Origin of the sequence: Vreelandella subterranea (assembly GCF_900111305.1) — a bacterium.
GTDB lineage: Bacteria > Pseudomonadota > Gammaproteobacteria > Pseudomonadales > Halomonadaceae > Vreelandella > Vreelandella subterranea.
The window spans coordinates 61,988-79,625 of the sequence record NZ_FOGS01000011.1 but is presented as its reverse complement, the minus strand read 5'-3'; the positions used below and the strand labels follow the sequence as shown (position 1 = coordinate 79,625).

The 17,638-nt window shown below is 60.6% G+C and carries 13 protein-coding genes; 2 read left to right on the top strand and 11 right to left on the bottom strand.

From position 1 onward, the window contains the following. Positions 1-159: 159 nt before the first annotated feature. From BMX75_RS15030 to ptsP, 3 genes are read right to left on the bottom strand one after another with little or no spacing between them, the layout of a single operon-like run. The gene (locus BMX75_RS15030; protein WP_092829307.1) at positions 160-1,902 is read right to left on the bottom strand and encodes a PTS fructose-like transporter subunit IIB; all 1,743 of its coding nucleotides are present in this window, start codon (positions 1,900-1,902) and stop codon (positions 160-162) included. After that, positions 1,899-2,870 (bottom strand): 1-phosphofructokinase, encoded by a 972-nt coding sequence (gene pfkB, locus BMX75_RS15025; RefSeq protein WP_092829305.1) that lies wholly within the window; start codon positions 2,868-2,870, stop codon positions 1,899-1,901. The genes BMX75_RS15030 and pfkB overlap by 4 nt, the downstream gene beginning before the upstream one ends. Further along, entirely contained in the window at positions 2,870-5,743 is a 2,874-nt protein-coding gene (ptsP, locus tag BMX75_RS15020; RefSeq protein WP_092829303.1) for a phosphoenolpyruvate--protein phosphotransferase, read from the bottom strand. Before ptsP ends, pfkB begins: the two co-directional genes overlap by 1 nt. Before the next feature lie 181 nt (positions 5,744-5,924). Between ptsP and cra the strand changes: the two genes are divergently transcribed. Further along, positions 5,925-6,926: a catabolite repressor/activator gene (gene cra / locus BMX75_RS15015; RefSeq protein ID WP_092829301.1), complete on the top strand. Its 1,002-nt coding sequence runs from the start codon at positions 5,925-5,927 to the stop codon at positions 6,924-6,926. Positions 6,927-6,958: 32 nt separating this feature from the next. On the opposite strand, the gene BMX75_RS15010 is transcribed toward cra, so the two are convergent. Both BMX75_RS15010 and pyk read right to left on the bottom strand, forming a co-directional pair. Further along, positions 6,959-7,435 (bottom strand): methylglyoxal synthase, encoded by a 477-nt coding sequence (locus tag BMX75_RS15010; protein ID WP_092829299.1) that lies wholly within the window; start codon positions 7,433-7,435, stop codon positions 6,959-6,961. A 22-nt stretch (positions 7,436-7,457) separates the two neighbouring features. Beyond that, on the bottom strand, positions 7,458-8,930 hold the full coding sequence (gene pyk, locus BMX75_RS15005) for a pyruvate kinase (protein ID WP_092829297.1): 1,473 nt from the start codon (positions 8,928-8,930) through the stop codon (positions 7,458-7,460). A 279-nt stretch (positions 8,931-9,209) separates the two neighbouring features. Here pyk and gap point away from each other — a divergent pair, with 279 nt between their 5' ends. Continuing rightward, entirely contained in the window at positions 9,210-10,214 is a 1,005-nt protein-coding gene (gene gap / locus BMX75_RS15000; protein WP_092829295.1) for a type I glyceraldehyde-3-phosphate dehydrogenase, read from the top strand. A 9-nt stretch (positions 10,215-10,223) separates the two neighbouring features. On the opposite strand, the gene BMX75_RS14995 is transcribed toward gap, so the two are convergent. From BMX75_RS14995 to BMX75_RS14970, 6 genes are all read right to left on the bottom strand, one after another. Next, the gene (locus tag BMX75_RS14995; RefSeq protein WP_245748589.1) at positions 10,224-11,273 is read right to left on the bottom strand and encodes a LacI family DNA-binding transcriptional regulator; all 1,050 of its coding nucleotides are present in this window, start codon (positions 11,271-11,273) and stop codon (positions 10,224-10,226) included. 135 nt (positions 11,274-11,408) lie between these two features. Then, positions 11,409-12,515, bottom strand: coding sequence for an ABC transporter ATP-binding protein (locus tag BMX75_RS14990; RefSeq protein WP_092829290.1), 1,107 nt, complete (start codon positions 12,513-12,515; stop codon positions 11,409-11,411). A gap of 63 nt (positions 12,516-12,578) precedes the next feature. Further along, positions 12,579-14,204, bottom strand: a complete 1,626-nt coding sequence (locus BMX75_RS14985; RefSeq protein WP_092829391.1) for an alpha-glucosidase family protein — start codon at positions 14,202-14,204, stop codon at positions 12,579-12,581. Between the two features lie 30 nt (positions 14,205-14,234). After that, positions 14,235-15,077, bottom strand: a complete 843-nt coding sequence (locus BMX75_RS14980; RefSeq protein WP_092829288.1) for a carbohydrate ABC transporter permease — start codon at positions 15,075-15,077, stop codon at positions 14,235-14,237. Beyond that, on the bottom strand, positions 15,074-16,060 hold the full coding sequence (locus BMX75_RS14975) for a carbohydrate ABC transporter permease (protein WP_092829286.1): 987 nt from the start codon (positions 16,058-16,060) through the stop codon (positions 15,074-15,076). Before BMX75_RS14975 ends, BMX75_RS14980 begins: the two co-directional genes overlap by 4 nt. Positions 16,061-16,074: 14 nt before the next feature. Continuing rightward, positions 16,075-17,346 carry an ABC transporter substrate-binding protein gene (locus BMX75_RS14970; RefSeq protein ID WP_092829284.1) on the bottom strand — a complete coding sequence of 424 codons (1,272 nt, stop codon included), beginning with the start codon at positions 17,344-17,346 and terminating at the stop codon, positions 16,075-16,077. Positions 17,347-17,638: the final 292 nt, after the last annotated feature.

The window sequence follows — 17,638 nt, the reverse complement described above, 5'->3', positions numbered from 1 at the left end:
CGTTGTTGTAGATCGGCAAGTTGTCTTGATGTTATGTGTGTAAAAATACTACATAAAACGCGCACTGTGGCAAACCACCGTAAACAAAAGCGTGTTGCGCGGTAATAAAACCAATAACTGTCTCAAGAAAAAGGCGGGCCTTGGCCCGCCTGGTATGGCTTAGCTGGCAATGGCCACCTGGGTGGCGCCACGTTTGATCATGGCATAGCTCAGGCCGGTAATCAGTGAGCCCACCACAATGGCGCCCAGGTAGAGAAAGACCGGGGTGATGGCATTGGGGATAAGCAGTACGAAGATACCACCGTGGGGTGCCATCAGTTTAGCGCCTACCAGCATGGAAAGTGCGCCGGTAACGGCACCGCCCAGCATGCAGGCAGGGATTACCCGCAGGGGGTCTTTGGCGGCAAACGGAATCGCCCCTTCGCTGATAAAACACATACCCAGCACAAAGGAGGCCTTGCCTGCCTCGCGCTCGGGCGCCGAGAATTTGTTGCGCGCCACCAGACTGGCAATGCCCATACCGATGGCAGGTACCATGCCAGCGGCCATGATCGCCGCCATGGGACCATAGGTTTCCGAGGCCAGAAGCCCGACGCCAAAGGTATAGGCGGCTTTATTGACCGGGCCGCCCAGGTCGAAACACATCATGGCGCCCAGCAGAATACCCAGCAATACCGCGTTGGCAGAGCCCATGGTCTCAAGGAAGTTGGTCAGCGTGTTGAGAATGCCCGCCACTGGCTCGCCGACGATATAGATCATTACCAGGCCGGTGACCAGGCTGGCGATCAGTGGAATAATCAGAATCGGTTTGAGTGACTCGATACTCGAAGGCAGCTTGACATAACGGGTAACCGCCAGGGCGACGTAACCGGCCAGGAAGCCGGCCAGAATACCGCCGATAAAACCAGCGCCAATATCGGCGGCCAACATGCCGCCAATCATGCCCGGCGCGATACCGGGGCGGTCGGCAATCGAGTAGGCAATATACCCCGCGAGTACCGGGATCATCAGCGCGAAGGCGGTGCCGCCGCCGATTTTCATCAGCGCGGCGGCCAGCGAGCCTTCTTCCTCGGCGGCGTTGATACCGAACACAAACGACAGCGCGATCAGCAAACCACCCGCCACCACCATCGGCAGCATGAAGGATACGCCGGTCAGCAGGTGCTTGTAGACGCCTTTCTCCTTGACGCTTTTGCCTTCACTGCTGGTACTGGCCTGGTTGCCGTTTTCGACACTGGCGTGGACAAGGGCGGCTTCCAGGGTTGGGCGTGGTTTTTTCAGGGCACTGCCGGTAGAGGTGCGATAAATGCGTTTGCCCGCAAAGCGGGTAGGGTCAACGTCGATATCGCAGGCCAGCACGACTACATCGGCGTCGGCGATCTCTTGTTCTTTCAGTTGATCCTGGGCGCCTACCGAGCCCTGGGTTTCAACGCGGATCGCATGACCCATGGCCTTGCCTGCTTCCGCTAGCGCTTCGGCAGCCATAAAGGTATGGGCAACGCCTGTCGGGCAGGCGGTCACGGCGACAATATTCTGCCCTTCAGCGGCGGTTGGCGCCGTAGAGTTGGCAGCGGGTGCATCCGTGGGCGCTTGATAGAGCGGCGCATCGCGTTTCGCGGTGGCCAAAAAGCCACTGGGGTCAGGGAGCGCGTCGGCAATCGGCGCTTGATAGAGCCGCTTGCCTTCAAAGCGCTCGGGGGCTGGCACGTGATCCGCGGCGACGACGATCAGATCGGCGTTGGCAATCTGCTCGGCGGTGGCCGCCTGAAGCGGTGCCAGCTCACCGTGCATTTCCACATGAACGTGCCAGCCTTGGCGTTCGGCGGCTTGCTCCAGCCGCTTGGCGGCGAGGAAGGTGGTCGCCATGCCGCTGGGGCAGGCGGTAATCAGAATTACATTCATAGCGTAGCTCCCTCGGTGGTGGTGTCATCAAGACGCCGTACCCGGGTCTGTTGTTGGAGTGAGTCGAAGTCGTCGGCCTGGGGGTTGCCCACGCCCACATGGCGAACCGCATCGGCGGATAATGCCGTGGCGAAACGAAGGGTTTTCTCGGGGTCGTGGCCGCTGAGCAGGCCGTGGAGCATGCCCGCGACGAACGTATCGCCGGCGCACACGGTGTTGACGGCGGTGACTAAGGGTGGCGTTGCCTGCCAACTGCCCTGGGCGTTAACCCAAAGCACACCATCGGCACCGGCAGAGACCAGCGCCTGTTCCACGCCGCCTTGATGCAGACGACGTGTCGCCTGGGTCAGCGCATGACGGGTTTCAAGCGGCTCACCGAGCCAGTGTGCAAGCTCAAGCTCGTTGGGCTTGACGGCGGTGGGCTGTATCTCAATGGCGGCGCTAAGCGCCGCGCCGCTGGTATCCACCCAGAGAGGAACACCGCTGGCCTTCATGTGCTGGAGAAAAGCGCGAAAGTCATCGAGACTGAGCCCCGGCGGTAAGCTGCCCGCCACCACGACCGCGTGAGGCGGCGCGGCGCCGTATAAATGTGCATCCAGCCTTGCCGTTAAACGTTGCAGATCGTTTGAAGTGATCGGCGTGCCGGGGCCGTTGATGTCGGTGACCCGGCCGCTTTGTTCAGCAAGCTTGGCATTGATGCGTGTTTCACCCGCAACACGCACGAAGTCGTCATGCAAGGTGGCGTGCTGAAAGGCCAGTGCGAAAGGGGCGTCGTTATCAGCACCCAGAAAGCCGCTCACGGTCACGTCATGGCCTAACCCTGCCAGTACCCGGGCAACATTGACGCCTTTACCCGCGGCCTCCAGCTGGGCGCTATGGGGGCGGTTAACTGCCCCTGGCGTGAGCTGGTCAAGGCTGAACGCCAGGTCCAATGCCGGGTTGAGGGTAATGCATAGCACACGGGCCATCAGCGAGCCTCCAGCGCGTCGCGTACGTCATCGCTGGTGGCCTGGGCCAGTGCCAATTGAGCGCTGGCCTGGGCATCCGCCAGATCAAACTCGCGCAGCCGCGCCTTGACCAGCGGGATCTGCCGGGCGCTGACAGAAAGCTCGTCAACGCCCAGGCCCACCAACACGGGCACTGCCATGGCGTCAGAGGCTAGCTCGCCACAGACACCCACCCATTTGCCCTGGGCATGGGCGGCATCAACGGTCATCTGGATCAAACGCAGCACCGCCGGATGCAGGCCGTCGGCCTGGGCGGATAGCTCCGGATGACCGCGGTCGATGGCCAGGGTGTACTGGGTCAAATCGTTGGTGCCCACCGAGAAGAAGTCCACCTCGGCGGCCAGCGACGGCGCCAGCAGGGCACTGGAAGGCACCTCGATCATCACGCCGAGCTGGACGTCGGTGGCCCGCTGAGACGGGGCGATCTCGCTCAGTAGCCGGTCATAAATCGCCTTGGCGGCACGGAACTCGGCGATGTCCTTGACCATGGGCAGCATGATGCGCAGAGGGCTATCCTTACCGGCCATCAACAGCGCGCGTAACTGGGTTTCGAGCACTTCCGGCTGGGTCAGCGCCAGGCGAATGCCGCGCAGGCCAAGGAAGGGATTGTCTTCCTGCGGTACCGGCCAGTAGGGCAGCGGCTTGTCGCCGCCGACGTCCAGCGTGCGGGCCACCAGCGGGCGGCCGCCGAGGGCGTCAATCGCCTGGCGGTATTCGTCGATCTGGGTCGCCAGATCCGGCGCGCTGGCGTGGGCCATGAACAGGAACTCGGTGCGCAGCAGGCCAACACCTTCGGCGCCACGCTCGACGGCGTCTTCGGCATGCGCGGTGTTGCCCAGGTTGGCGGCGACTTCGACCCGGTGACCATCCTGGGTTTGAGCCGTTTCAAAGCGCGTTTCCCAGGCGTCGGCTTCGCGCTGCTGCTGGTCAAGCAACTGCTGCTCGGCGCGCTGCAGGCGGTCTTCCGAAGGCTTGTGAGTGACCCGCCCGCGTTCGCCATCGAGAATCATCATGCCGCCGTCAGGTAGCGCCATGACGGCGTCACCGGCACCGACAACCGCCGGGATGCCTAACGCGCGGGCCAGAATCGCGCTATGCGCAGTAGCGCCGCCGCGAACGGTGAGCAGACCACGCACTCGCGAGGTATCCAGCCGTGCGACATCAGAGGGGCCAATATCGTCCATCACCAGAATATACGGATGGTCGGGCGGCGCGGGCAGCTTGACGTCGCACAGTACGCCGAGGACTCGGCGGCCCACGTCGCGCAGGTCGGCGGCGCGTTCGGCCAGTAGCCGGTCGGCAAGCATTTCCTGGGCGTGGGCGGCGGTGTCGATGGCTTCCCACCAGCCAGCCTCTGCCGAGGCCCCTTCGCGGATGGCGTCGATGGCGGCCTGGTGCAGCTCCGGGTCGTCGAGCATTTCTTCGTGCATGGAGAGAATGTCAGCGACTTCACCGCCCGGCGCGTTGTGTACCAGCGTTTCCAGCTGGTCGGCGCCTTCTTTCAGCGCCTCGCGCAGGCGCGTCACTTCATGCTCGGGGTCGTCGGCGTGCTGCGGGTATTCAAAGCTCGGCGGGCGGATGACGAACACCGGCGCGATGGCAAGCCCCGGCGAGGCGGCCACGCCGGTATGCGGCGTATCGTCAGCCAGCGGTTCCACGGCGGGCTTGGTGCTGTCGGTAGCGGGAGAGACGCTTTCCCGGCCGCCGTCAAAGGCGGCAACTTTCTCGCCCAGGCCGGACTCGACGGCCTCGCTGACGGCCGCGAGTGCCTGGCCTGCCTGCTCGCCTTCGGCAGAAAATACCAGCCATTGGCCCCGCCGTGCGCCCAAACCAATCACCTTGGTCAGACTGGCGGCGGAAACCGGCGTGGCGCTGCCTTCTTCAAGGCGAACGTTGATCGGCACCGCCTGGGCGCGGGCGTTCTGGACCAGTTGCTTGGCCGGGCGAGCGTGGAGGCCGTGAGGGTTCAATACGCGGGCGCGCTGGGTTTGCGTGCTGGCGGTTTCACCCGCCAGGGTGGCCAGCCACTGGGCACTGGTGTTGTTGACCAGGCTCTCGCTGTCGTTGTGGTCCAGCAGAGGCAATAATTGCTCGAGCAGTGAACGATGGCTTTCACCGCTGGCCGCCAGGCAGAACAAGGCATGAACGGGATGGCCGTGATGATTCAGTGATGTATCCGCCGGGGTTGCAACACCCAGAGCGGGCTGGGTAACCCCGTGAGCGTGGCTTGCCAGCCACAGGCCGTTACCCAGCCAGGTGGGCTCAGCGGAGGCAATGGCGCTGATAAACGTATTATCGACGCAGCCGCTTTGGCGCAGTCGTGCGGCAGCGGCTAACGTCAATTCCTGCAAGTCCTTGGCGGGGAAGCTAACGCACAGGGTGTCGTTATCCAGACGTGGCATCACGGCTGGCTTGGAAAGCAGGCGCGCCACATCGGCGGCGGAGGTGGCGTCAGCCAGCTGCTCAGCGACGCCCTCGCGATCCAGTACATGGGTCAACTGGCGCAGGATGTCGAGGTGCTCGTCGTTTTGTGCGGCAATGGTCACCAGCACGTGCACCTGCTGCCCATCGTGCCATTGAACCCCGTGGGGAAACTGTAAAACGCGTACCCCGGTTTGCTTGACGTATTGGCGGCTTTCCGGGGTGCCGTGGGGGATAGCGATGGCATTGCCCAAAAACGTCGAGGACTGGGCTTCCCGGTCGAGCAAGCCGTCACGATAGTCGGGTTCGACAAACCCCGCCGCCACCAGCGCATCGGCGGCGCTGTTGAGAGCTGCTCGCCAGTCGTCAGCATGGCAGTCCAGCAATATGTCATCAGAGCCGAGCGTCAGCATAGGTGTCTCCGTGTAGAACCATGGTCGTAGCGCACCGAAGTGAGCTGGATGAATCGTGTCATCTGTGTATAGTTGGCTATGCTGAATCGATTCACTTCGGGACACAAGAGGTTCGCGCCTAGACTTTGGTCTGATGGGCGTCTGTCGACTGTTAAACTGGCGGCAATCAGAGGGGAAATTCATGACACTTGCCGATATTGCCCGGCTTGCCGGGGTATCACGTACCACCGCCAGCTATGTGATTAATGGCCAGGCCGAAAAACGCCGCATTAGCCAAGCGACCATCGACAAGGTGATGGCGGTCGTTCGCCAGCACCGTTATCACATCGACCCCCAGGCCGCCGCCCTGCGCCGGGGGGCCAGTCGTTTACTGGGGTTGATCGTACCTGACCTGGAAAACATCAGTTACGCGCGGCTTGCCAAGCGTATAGAGCGGGGCGCTCGCGAACGCGGCTATCAACTGCTGGTGGTGAGCTCCGACGATTGCCCGGAAAGCGAGCGGGCGCTGGCGCTCGCGTTGCGCGCCCAGCGCTGTGAAGTGCTTATCACGGCGAGTTGTCTGGCCAGCGACGATCCGTTTTACGCGGACCTGGTAAAAGAAGGCTGGAGCGTGGTGGGAATGGACCGGGGGCTGGACCCTGAACACTTTGCCAGCGTGGTCAGTAACGACCGTCAGGCATCGCTGGCGCTGACCCACTCGGTGATTGACCCGGCTACCCAGCGCGTTGCATGGCTCGAGGCAATGCCAGACCTTTCCATCAGCCGTGAGCGCCGGGCCGGGTTTCAGCAGGCGCTAGCGGGCACGTCCATAACGCCGCTGTATTTATGCGGTACGCACTATGAGCGTAGCGAAGGCGCCCGCCTGGCGGTCAAGCTGCTGGATGAAGAGGGGGGAGCCGATGCGTTGGTTACCGCGTCCTATACGCTGCTGGAAGGTGTGTTTGACGTCTTTCTGGAGCGAGGAGGGTTGCCGGAAGGGATGCGGTTGGCCACCTTTGGTGATCATCGCCTGCTGGATTTTTTGCCTCAGCCGATCAACTCGGCACCGCAGGATTACGACCGCATCGCGGAGTTGACGCTACGCTGTGCCCTGGCCGCGACAGAGGGCGAGCCCCAATGCGGTCAGCAGGTGGTGGCACGCCATATGCGCACCCGTCATCCCGGTGCGCAAATGATGGCCTGAAATCAAGCGGCCAACGACTCGCCGCTGGTCAGTCAATCCTTGCGGGCTTCGGCCCAAGCATCTGCGTCGGGTATCGACATGTCGTAGCTTTCATCCAGATAAGGCGAGGAAAGCACAAAGTCGGCGCTGGCGGCATTGCACGCTACCGGGATGTTCCAAAGTGCCGCAAGGCGCAGTAGCGCTTTGACATCCGGGTCGTGGGGCTGGGGCGCGAACGGGTCCCAGAAAAAGATCAGCACGTCGAGCGCCTGCTCGGCAATGCGTGCGCCAATCTGCTGGTCACCGCCAAGCGGCCCGCTCATCAATCCTTCGATAGGCAGTCCCAGTGCGTCGTGCAAGCGTTTTGCCGTGGTGCCGGTGCCAAGCAGTTCGTGGCGGCTCAGCGTGTCCTTCCAGCGCGTCGCCCACTCAAGCATTTCGGTTTTCTTGCCGTCGTGGGCAATCAGCGCAATCCGCTTGCGGGCCTGGAGCTTGCGAATTGCCTGACGAGGGGGGCGCGCATCGTTCATGGTATGGATCTCCAAAGCAGGATCATGGCGACTCGGACGCAACGGCTAACACCTTCATGGTGTTGGTGCCGCCATGGGCGTTCATATGGTCGCCTCGAGTGAGAATGACATGCTCGCCGGGGTCCGCCAAGCCGTGGGCTTTTAATAATCTCAGCGCCTCGCCGTTGACGTCTTCTGCCTGCATGTGGGTCGTGTCGAAGGGTATCGAGACCACGCCCCGGTACAACGCCATGCGGCGCTGAGCGATGGGGCTATGGGCCAGGCCGACAATCGGCAGCTTGGAGCGAATGCGCGATGCAATCAGTGGCGTATAGCCCGTGGCGGTCATGCAGGCAATCACGCTGACACCCTCGAGATGGTTGGCCGCGTACATGGCAGACAGCGCAATGGTCTCGTCAATGCGCTCGAAGCCTTCGTGAATGCGGTGGCTCGACTCCTGGGCAATGCGCTCGCGTTCGGCGCCCAGGCAGACGCGGTTCATCGCCTCGATGGTCTCCACCGGATAATCCCCCGCGGCGGTTTCGGCGGAGAGCATCACCGCGTCGGTGGCATCCAGCACCGCGTTGGCCACGTCAAACACCTCGGCCCGGGTGGGCAGCGGCGACTCGATCATCGACTCCATCATCTGGGTCGCGGTAATCACCGCACGGTTCAGGGTGCGGGCGTGCTTGATGATGCGCTTCTGGGTGCCGATCAGTGCTTCATCGCCAATTTCCACGCCCAGGTCGCCACGCGCCACCATCACGGCCTCCGAGGCCTGGATGATGCCATCCAGGGTTTCGTCGTTGGCCACGGCTTCGGCGCGCTCGAGTTTGGCAACCAGGCCGATGTCCTTGCCAGCCTCACCCAGGAGGGTGCGTGCCTCCTGCATATCGGCGGCGCTACGCGGGAAGGAAACCGCCAGGTAGTCCACGCCGATATCCAGAGCGGTGACCAGGTCGGCCTTGTCCTTTTCAGTGAGCGCCGGGGCGGAGAGGCCCCCGCCTTGCTTGTTGATGCCTTTGTTGTTGGACAGCTTGCCGCCCACGTGAACCCGTGTGTGCACTTCCTGGTCAACCACTTGAGTGACATCCAGGACCACGCGACCGTCGTCGAGCAGCAGGCGGTCGCCGGCGGTGACGTCATCGATCAGCGACTTGTAGTCACAGCCGACCCGTTCCTGGTTGCCCTGGTCAGTGCCGAGCGCCATGTCGAGGATGAACGGCTGGCCGTGGGTGAGGTGGATGGCACCATCCTGAAAGCGTGAAATGCGAATTTTAGGCCCTTGAAGGTCGCCCAGTACGGCGACGCTACGCCCCAGTCGCTGGGCGATCTCGCGAACGTCCTGCAGGCGGCGGCGATGGTCGTCCGCGGCGCCATGGGAAAAGTTCAGGCGAACGACATCGACACCGGCTTTCAGCATGGCTTCCAGTACACCGGGTCGGTCGCTTGCGGGGCCTAGCGTGGCGACAATCTTGGTGCGGCGTAAGGGGAGTGAGAGGATTTGGCTCGTCATTGCACATTCTCCTGGGTCGGCCATGGTTATTGTTGGCGCTGCGCGGATATTGAAATTGCAGGCTATTAAGTTGTGGACTACGATAGCGTCTATATAGTAATTTTACTACATATTGATTGAAAGGCAGCCTTTTTGAGGACTTTGGCTCCGCAAAGCGTCTCATTAGGGTGCTTAAATACGTATTTTTAGTAACTTTTTACAGAATATAGAACCGGTTGCGTAGCAAAGATCCGCTATGTATTTTTGTTACAAACGTTCTCTGCAAAGGTGAGGTGCTCCATGACAATAAGAGTCGCTATCAACGGCTTCGGTCGCATTGGCCGTAACGTACTGCGTGCCCTTTACGAAAACGGCTACCGTGATCGTATGCAGGTCGTCGCGATCAACGACCTCGGCGATCCGTCGCTTAACTCCCACCTGCTTCGCCATGACACCGTCCACGGTCACTTTCCGTATTCGGTCGATCATGACGCGGAAAGCATCAGCGTCGACGGCGACCGCATCGCGATCTCCTCCGAGCGGGATCCCGCTAAATTGCCCTGGGCGTCGATGGACATCGATATCGTCATGGAATGCACCGGCTTGTTCACCAAGCGCGAAGCGGCCGCCAAGCATATCGAGGCGGGGGCCAAGCGTGTGCTGATTTCAGCACCCAGTTCTGATGCCGATGCCATGATTGTATACGGCGTCAATGAAGAAACACTCACCGCTGACCATAAAGTGGTCTCGAATGCCTCCTGCACAACAAACTGCCTGGCGCCGGTTGCCAAAGCCTTGAACGATGCAGTGGGTATCGAGAATGGCCTGATGACGACGGTGCATGCCTATACCAATGACCAGAACCTGTCGGATGTCTATCACACTGACCCCTACCGGGCGCGCAGTGCGACCCAGTCGATGATTCCGACCAAGACGGGTGCCGCGGCTGCCGTCGGCAAGGTGCTGCCCGAGCTTGAGGGTAAGTTCGATGGTCTGGCAGTGCGCGTGCCGGTGATCAACGTCTCGCTGGTGGATCTGACCTTTACTGCGGGCCGTGACACCACCGCAGAAGAGATCAACGCGGTCGTTGAAAAAGCGGCAGTCAATTCACCGGTCTTGGCGGTCAACGCCCAGCCATTGGTGTCTATCGATTTCAACCACGACGCCAACTCGTCCACTTTCGATACCAACCATACCCGTGTTAACGGGCGGCTGGTGAAAATCATGGCCTGGTACGACAATGAGTGGGGCTTCTCCAACCGCATGCTGGATACCGCGGAAGCCATGCAGGCCGCCGCCAAGTAATTCAACTGGTCAGGGGCAGGTATCGCCGAGCAATAACTCCGTTTTCAACCGTTGTTGCTCGGCGGGCTTCAGGCCGAGAATCATCTGCGCCGCCACCCGCCCTTTGCCTTCGCTATCCTGCCTAACCGTCGTCAAACGGGGGGCTCGGTACTGGCCTTCCGCAATCCCGTCAAAGCCGGTGATACGCAGCTCCTCGGGTACCCGGATGCCGCGCTGCTCGGCCAGCGTCAGGGCCGTCAAGGCAATGCGATCCGACATGCACAACAGCAGGTCGGGACGCTGGTGCTCAGGTTGATCGAGTATTTCTGCCAATACCGGGCGACACACCTCGAACGTATTCTCCTCGATATTCCACAGCGGTACCTGTTGTGCATCCACGCCGTGTTCGCTGAGCGCGGTATGGAAACCTTCCAGCCGTGCGCGGCTGATCGTACTGGTGTTGGGCAGCAGGGTGTGCTCGGGCGTCACGCGCCCGTTGCAGGGTTCCTTGGTCAAGCGCAGGTTAATAATCGCTGGTCGCTTTGATGGCTGCTTGAGGGCATGGCAGGCGATGTGGTAGCTAGCCTCGGTATCGTCGATATGAACCGTTGGGCAGCCTTCTACGTCAAAATCGACCGAGACGAGCGGACGATGGGTTGGCAGCCGCTGCAACAGCTGGTTATTGGGCATCAAACCATAGACGATGAAGCCATCGGCGATATTAGCCGAGCCCGCTGGTTGCGAATCGTGTCCACGCCCCGGCAGCAGCAACAGCGTATGCCCATGGGCGTCGAGAACTTCGGCGACGCCGGAGAGAAACTCGCTGGCCACGGCATCATTCAAGCTGTAGGTAAGGCTCTCTGCCAGTACCACGGCAACAATTCGTGAACGGCCGGTGCGCAGGCTGCGGGCCTTGGCATCCGGACCGCTGTATCCCAGGCGGGCCGCTTCACTCAAGATGCGTTCGCGCAGTGTGGGAGACAGTTGGTCGGGCCGGTTGAAGGCGTTGGAAATGGTGGCAGTGGAGACGCCGAGTTCACGGGCAAGGTCCTTGAGCGTCATTCGGCGGGGTGGTGTCACGGGGTTTCCTATGCAGGCTAATGTCAGGCGTCCATCCGCAAGAATACCGACCCCCGCAGCCACCCGACAAGCCCTGCATCATACGGCTCGTCGCGATCTGCGCGGGTCGGTGGATAATCGTGGTCAAAGCACGAGTCAGGCGGCTTGCCGTTGAGCAGGCAAATCCAGCGCGGCACCGCGGTCATCGAACAGATGGACATGTTGCGTGTCCGGTACTAGCGCGACGTGTTGCCCTTCTTCCCATTGACTAGGCGCTTCGCTGCGATGGATCAGCAGTGTATCCCCTTCTTTGGGATCCAGGTAAACGTAGACTTCGTTACCCAGGTATTCAACGTTGACGATCTCGAAACGGTTATCTCCAGACGGCTCTGCCAGGCGGAGGTGTTCCGGGCGCACGCCAATACTGAGCCCGGCGCTTTGCGGCTGCGCACTTGCATCCTGTGGTAAGGCAAGTTCGCCCACGCCTGCAGCGAGTACCCGGCAGCCATGGTCATCCTTTGCCAGCAGTTGGGCGGGCATGAAATTCATGGTGGGTGAGCCGATAAACCCGGCAACGAACTTGGTAGCGGGGCGCTGATAAAGCGCTTGAGGGCTGCCCACCTGCTCGACGTGGCCGCCGTTGAGGACCACGATCTTGTCGGCAAGCGTCATGGCCTCTACCTGATCATGGGTCACGTAGATCATGGTGGAGCCGAGACGATTATGCAGCCGGGCGATTTCGTTGCGCATCTGCACCCGGAGTGAGGCGTCCAGGTTGGAGAGCGGTTCGTCAAACAGCAGAATGCGCGGTTCCCGGGCCATGGCACGGCCCATGGCTACCCGCTGGCGCTGGCCACCGGAAAGTGCCTTGGGCTTGCGGTGCAGCAACTCTTCCAACTGAAGAATCCTGGCTGTGCTCATCACCCGATCATTGATCGTCTCATCCGACTGTTTGGCCAGCTTAAGACCAAACGCCATGTTGTCGTATACGGTCATGTGCGGGTAGAGCGCATAGGACTGGAACACCATGCCGACACCGCGTTCACGTGGCGGTAAATCGTTGACCACAGTGTCATCAATACGCAAATCGCCATCGGTGATGGATTCCAGACCGGCAATCAGGCGCAGCAGGGTGGATTTGCCGCAGCCCGATGGGCCGACAAACACCACGAATTCGCCGTCGCCGATTTCCAGATCGACATCGTCGATGATGTGGTCGCGGCCAAACACCTTGTTAATTTTTTCAAGCGTAACACTTGCCATGGGTGACTCCTTGCCAACCTCAAGGCCTGTGCCCCGGGTTGGCCTGTTGTTGTTTGAAACGGTTTAGGCGGTGCGCATAAAGGCCGCCTGGTAAGCGGGGAGCGTCAGTCGGTCGCCGTCGCGTTGATAGTTGAAGCCGTGGCCGTCGAGATCGGCGGTCACCGTAACGGGGAGCGTAACCTCTTGCGGCAGGCCGGTCAGATTGAAAACGCACAGCAGGGATTCGTCGCCGTTTTGGCGGGTAAAGCCCAGCAGGTCGTCGCCCACGTCGACCAGCGTCAAGTCACCGTCAAACAGCGCGGCGTGCTGGCGCCGAAATGCCAGCAAGTGGCGTGTGGCATTGAGGGTTGAGGCCGAGTCGCCCTGTTGCTGGCTCACGGCAAGCTCGCGATGTCGTGGCGAGACCGGCAGCCATGGTTCAGCGCTTGAAAAGCCCGCCTGGGACGAATCATCCCAGGGCATGGGCGTGCGACAGCCGTCGCGGCCCTTGAATTCGGGCCAGAGCACCTTGCCGTAAGGGTCCTGAATGCGTTCAAAGGGAACCTCGGCTTCGGGTAGCCCAAGCTCTTCGCCCTGATAAAGGCAGACGCTGCCACGTAGTGAAAACAGCATTGCCAGGGCCACTTTAGGATAGGCCGTTGGGTCTTCGTCGGCGCCCCAGCGCGAGGCGCTGCGCTCAACATCGTGATTCGAGGTGGCCCAGCACGGCCAGGCATCGCCCGCCAGCCGCTGGAAGCGCTCGATGACCTCACGTAGATAGGCAGCGGAATGCGGCTTGTTGAGCAGGTCGAAGGTGTAGGCCATGTGCAGCTTGTCGCCCCCGGCGGTGTACTCGGCCATACGCTCCAGCGGGTTGTCATCGCCGATTTCACCCACGGTCGTGGTGCCGGGGTATTCATCCATCAGCGCGCGCAGATCCTTGAGAAAGTCCAGGTTCTCCGGGCGGCTGAGGTCATAGACATGGCGCTGCCAGGTATACGGATTGCTGTCCGGGGCGCCCAGGGTTTTGGCTTCGCCTTTGGGAACGGGTGGGTTGTCGCGTAACTTGGTGTCATGAAAGAAAAAGTTGACCGTGTCCAGGCGGAAACCATCGACACCCAGCTCCAGCCAGAAGCGCATATTATCCAACTGGGCCTGACGCGCTTCCGGGTTATGGAAGTTGACGTCCGGCTGACTGGTTAGAAAGTTATGCATGTAATACTGCTGGCGGCGTGGCTCAAAGGTCCATGCCGGGCCGCCAAAAATCGACAGCCAGTTGTTGGGTGGCGTGCCGTCTGGCTTGGGGTCAGCCCATACAAACCAGTCAGCCTTGGGATTGGTGCGATTCTGGCGGCTTTCCTGAAACCAGGCGTGCTGATCAGAGGTATGGCTGATGACCTGGTCGATCATCACTTTCAGGCCCAGCCTGTGGGCTTTGGCCAGCAGCGCCTTGAAGTCGTCCAGCGTGCCGAACATCGGGTCCACGTCGCGGTAGTTGCTGATGTCGTAGCCGAAATCGAGCATTGGCGAAGTAAAGAAAGGCGATAGCCAGATACCGTCGACATTGAGCGATGCCACATAATCGAGCTTTTCAGTAACGCCGGGTAAATCACCGATACCATCCCCGCGGCTGTCCATGAAGCTGCGCGGGTAAATCTGATAGATAACGCCGCCGCGCCACCAGGCGTTTGTGTCTTGGGTATCTTGCATGAGTGAGTCCGTTGATGACATTAAAAATCCTTAGCCTTTGACGGCGCCAGCGGTGAGTCCAGAGACGATGCGTCGCTGGAAGATAATCACCAGCACCACCAGTGGGACAGTCACCACCACCGAGGCCGCCATGATGGGCCCCCAGGGCAATTCGTAGGCGCTGCCGCCGGACAGCAGGGCGATCGCCACCGGCACGGTGCGCTGGGTGTCGGTCAGGGTGAAGGTAAGCGCGAACAGAAACTCGTTCCACGCGGCAATGAAGGCGAGCAGCCCGGTGGTCGCCATGGCGGGCCACATCAGGGGTAAAAACACCTTGGTAATGGTGATCCACGGTGTAGCGCCGTCCATGATGGCGGCTTCTTCAAGTTCCATGGGGAGCTGCTTCATGAAGGTGGTCAGCACCCACACCGTGAAGGGCACGGTGAAGATGGTGTAACTCAAGATCAGCCCTGCCGGGTTGTTGTAGAGGTTGAGCGTGCGGATGACTTCAAACAGCCCGGAGAGCACTGCCACCTGGGGAAACATCGATACTCCCAGAATGACCAGCAATACCGTTGAGCGCCCGCGAAAACGGACGCGACCCAGCGCGTAGGAGGCCGTAATGCCCAGCAGTAGGGCGATGAACACCACGCTCACGGCGACCACGATGGAATTGAAGATCGCCCGCAGAAAGCTCGACTGGGTGAGCACCTGGGCGTAGTTACCCAGGTGCCAGGTAGACGGCCAGAGCTCCACGCGGAACAATTCGCTTGAAGGTTTGAACGAAGTGATCACGGCGTAATAAAACGGGAACACGGCGTAGACCATGATCAGCACGATCAGCGCCCAGAAGCCGACCCGTTTGGCTATTTTGCTCAGCTGACGTGCGGTCATGCGTCACCTCCCAGTTGCAGTTGCTTGCGACCGGCATAAATGTAGGCAACGGTTGCCAGGGCGATAATCAGGAACAGCAGGGTGGACGCCGCGCTGCCATAGCCGACGTCCTGGAATTCGACCAGTTGCTGGCGAGCGTAGACCGACATGGACATGGTGCTGGTGGAATTCGAGGTCAGCACGTAGATGACATCGAACACCCGCAGTGCGTCGAGAAGGCGGAAAATCACCGCCACCATCAAGGCAGGGGTAACCAGCGGCAGCGTCACCTTGAAAAACACCCGCACCGGATGAATGCCGTCGACTTCGGCAGCTTCGTAACAGTCCTTGGGCAGCATCTGCAGGGCGGCAAGCACCAGCAGGGCAACAAACGGGATGGTTTTCCAGACGTCGACCATGATCACCGCCCACATCGAGTAGGTGGCGCTGGCGGTCCAGGCAATGGGGTCATCGATGACGCCAACCCCCATCAGCATGTGGTTGATGATGCCGAACTGGTCGTTGAGCATCCATGCCCACATCTGCGCCGAGACAATGGTGGGGATGGCCCAGGGAATCAGTACGGCGGCACGCACAATGGTGCGCCCTTTAAACTCTGCATTGAGAATCAGCGCAACGATGACGCCAAATTTAACCTTTAGTGATACGGCCACCACCGAGAAGTAGACGGTATTCCATACCGACTGCCACCACACGGGGTCGGCCATGATGCCAAACCAGCGGCCGTTATCGTGAACCAGGTAGTTCTCGAAGCCGATGAAGTTGGCGGTGCCCAGGTCAGACAGTGAGGCGTCGGTAAAACTTAAAAAGAAGGTGCGAAATAAAGGCCAGCCAGCCACCAGCGCTAGCGCCACCAGCATGGGGGTCAAAAATAACCAAGCCGCCTTGACCCGCTGACGGCGCACCTTGGTGCCGCGCGAGCGCCGCGCCGTCAATGGGGCGGTGCGCGCCCCAACGGGCGCGCTTGAGTGAGAAGTCGTCATCAGGCTCTCCAGCGTTACCAGTTACGACGCTTCAAACGCAGAAGCTCGTTTTCCAGGTCCTCAACGGCCTGGGCGCCATCCTTGGTACCCGAGAGCACTTCGTGGGTAGCGCTGAAGAAGGCGTTGCTGACCCGGCCGTAGGCATCGCCGGTTGGCGCAGAAGGACGGGCAACGGCGTTGGTGAAGGTGTCGTAAAGGGTGCCGAAGAAGGGCACGGCATCCAGCACCTCGTCATCCTGATAGAGCGCGTCAATGGTCGGGTTGTAGGAGGCTTCGATGGCGCGACGCTTCTGCTCTTCCTCGCCGGTCAGGAAGGCCACCAGGTCGGCGGCAAGCTCGGGGTTCTCGGTGTAGCGGGATACCGCCAGGTTCCAGCCGCCAAGGCCAGCAGCGCTTTCACCGTCTTCGCCGCCCGCCGGCAGTTGGGTGACGCCGACATTGCCACGGACGTCGCTGTCTTCGCTTTGCGCCAGCGCCCAGGCGTAAGGCCAGTTGCGCATGAAGACGGAATTGCCACCCTGGAAGACACCGCGGGCTTCTTCCTCGGTGTAATTGAGCACGCCATTGGGCGAGATATCGCCGATCCATGAGGCCGCCAGGTCAAGCGCTTCGGCCGCCTGCGGGTTATTGATGCTGACCTCGCCGTCAGCCTCAACAACATTACCGCCACCGTGGCTTGCCACCCATTCAAGGGCATTCACCGTCAAGCCTTCATAGGCGCGGCCCTGGAAGACATAGCCCTGCATGCGGTCGTTGCCTGCTTCGCGCTCTGACTGCTTGATCGCGCGGGCAGTTTCGGTCAGTTCCTGCCAGGTGGTGGGTACTTCAAAGCCATGTTTTTCGAGCAGGTCTTCGCGGTAATACAGCACGCCTGCATCGGTAAACCACGGCATGGCGACCAACCGATCGTCGATGGTGTTGTTGGTCACGATGGTCTCGAAATGTCCGGCAGCAGCGTCGTCGCCCAGCACCTCGCGCAGATCGAGCAGGTGGTTGGCCAGCAGCCCCGGCCAGACAACGTCAATCTGCATGACGTCGATATCGCTGGAATTGGCGGACAGGATCTGCTGATACAGCGAAAGCCGCTCGGTGGACGAATTGGGCGTCGAGACCACATCGACCTCGTGGCCGGTCTTTGCTTCCCAGGCGGCCACGCCTTCCTGGCAAAGCGTCAGTTCGGCACCTACGGCACCGCATGAAATGGTCAGGTCAGCCGCCTGAGCCTGGCTGATGCCACCAGTAGTGCTGGCAAGCGCAATGGCGGTCGTTAAAAGCGTTTTTTTCATGATGGTTCCTCGGCGTTTGTTGTTGTCGGGTAGCGCATCGTTCAAGCCCGTGGAACGTGGACTTAAACGATTAAGTTGGTGCGCCTAGTTAGCCGCCTCTTGTCAGCAAGTTCAATAGCGACTTTTGTCTAATTATTTATTCAGATTTTGCTAACACGATGCCTGCTGTTTAGACATTGGTCGACAATTAGTAATTACTGGTTGGTTTACGTAGTCTTAATCGATTAAGTTTCACTTGTTCCAGCGTTTTGGTTGGTAGCGGTGGTTGCTTTACCAACTGTTGGGGCAAATA

Coding starts and splice junctions, on each gene's coding strand:
- BMX75_RS14990 (WP_092829290.1), bottom strand. CDS start 12,515: ATGGCAAGTGTTACGCTTGAAAAAATTAACAAGGTGTTTGGCCGCGAC.
- cra (WP_092829301.1), top strand. CDS start 5,925: ATGACACTTGCCGATATTGCCCGGCTTGCCGGGGTATCACGTACCACC.
- gap (WP_092829295.1), top strand. CDS start 9,210: ATGACAATAAGAGTCGCTATCAACGGCTTCGGTCGCATTGGCCGTAAC.
- BMX75_RS14980 (WP_092829288.1), bottom strand. CDS start 15,077: ATGACCGCACGTCAGCTGAGCAAAATAGCCAAACGGGTCGGCTTCTGG.
- BMX75_RS15030 (WP_092829307.1), bottom strand. CDS start 1,902: ATGAATGTAATTCTGATTACCGCCTGCCCCAGCGGCATGGCGACCACC.
- ptsP (WP_092829303.1), bottom strand. CDS start 5,743: ATGCTGACGCTCGGCTCTGATGACATATTGCTGGACTGCCATGCTGAC.
- BMX75_RS14970 (WP_092829284.1), bottom strand. CDS start 17,346: ATGAAAAAAACGCTTTTAACGACCGCCATTGCGCTTGCCAGCACTACT.
- BMX75_RS14975 (WP_092829286.1), bottom strand. CDS start 16,060: ATGACGACTTCTCACTCAAGCGCGCCCGTTGGGGCGCGCACCGCCCCA.
- BMX75_RS15010 (WP_092829299.1), bottom strand. CDS start 7,435: ATGAACGATGCGCGCCCCCCTCGTCAGGCAATTCGCAAGCTCCAGGCC.
- pfkB (WP_092829305.1), bottom strand. CDS start 2,870: ATGGCCCGTGTGCTATGCATTACCCTCAACCCGGCATTGGACCTGGCG.
- pyk (WP_092829297.1), bottom strand. CDS start 8,930: ATGACGAGCCAAATCCTCTCACTCCCCTTACGCCGCACCAAGATTGTC.
- BMX75_RS14985 (WP_092829391.1), bottom strand. CDS start 14,204: ATGCAAGATACCCAAGACACAAACGCCTGGTGGCGCGGCGGCGTTATC.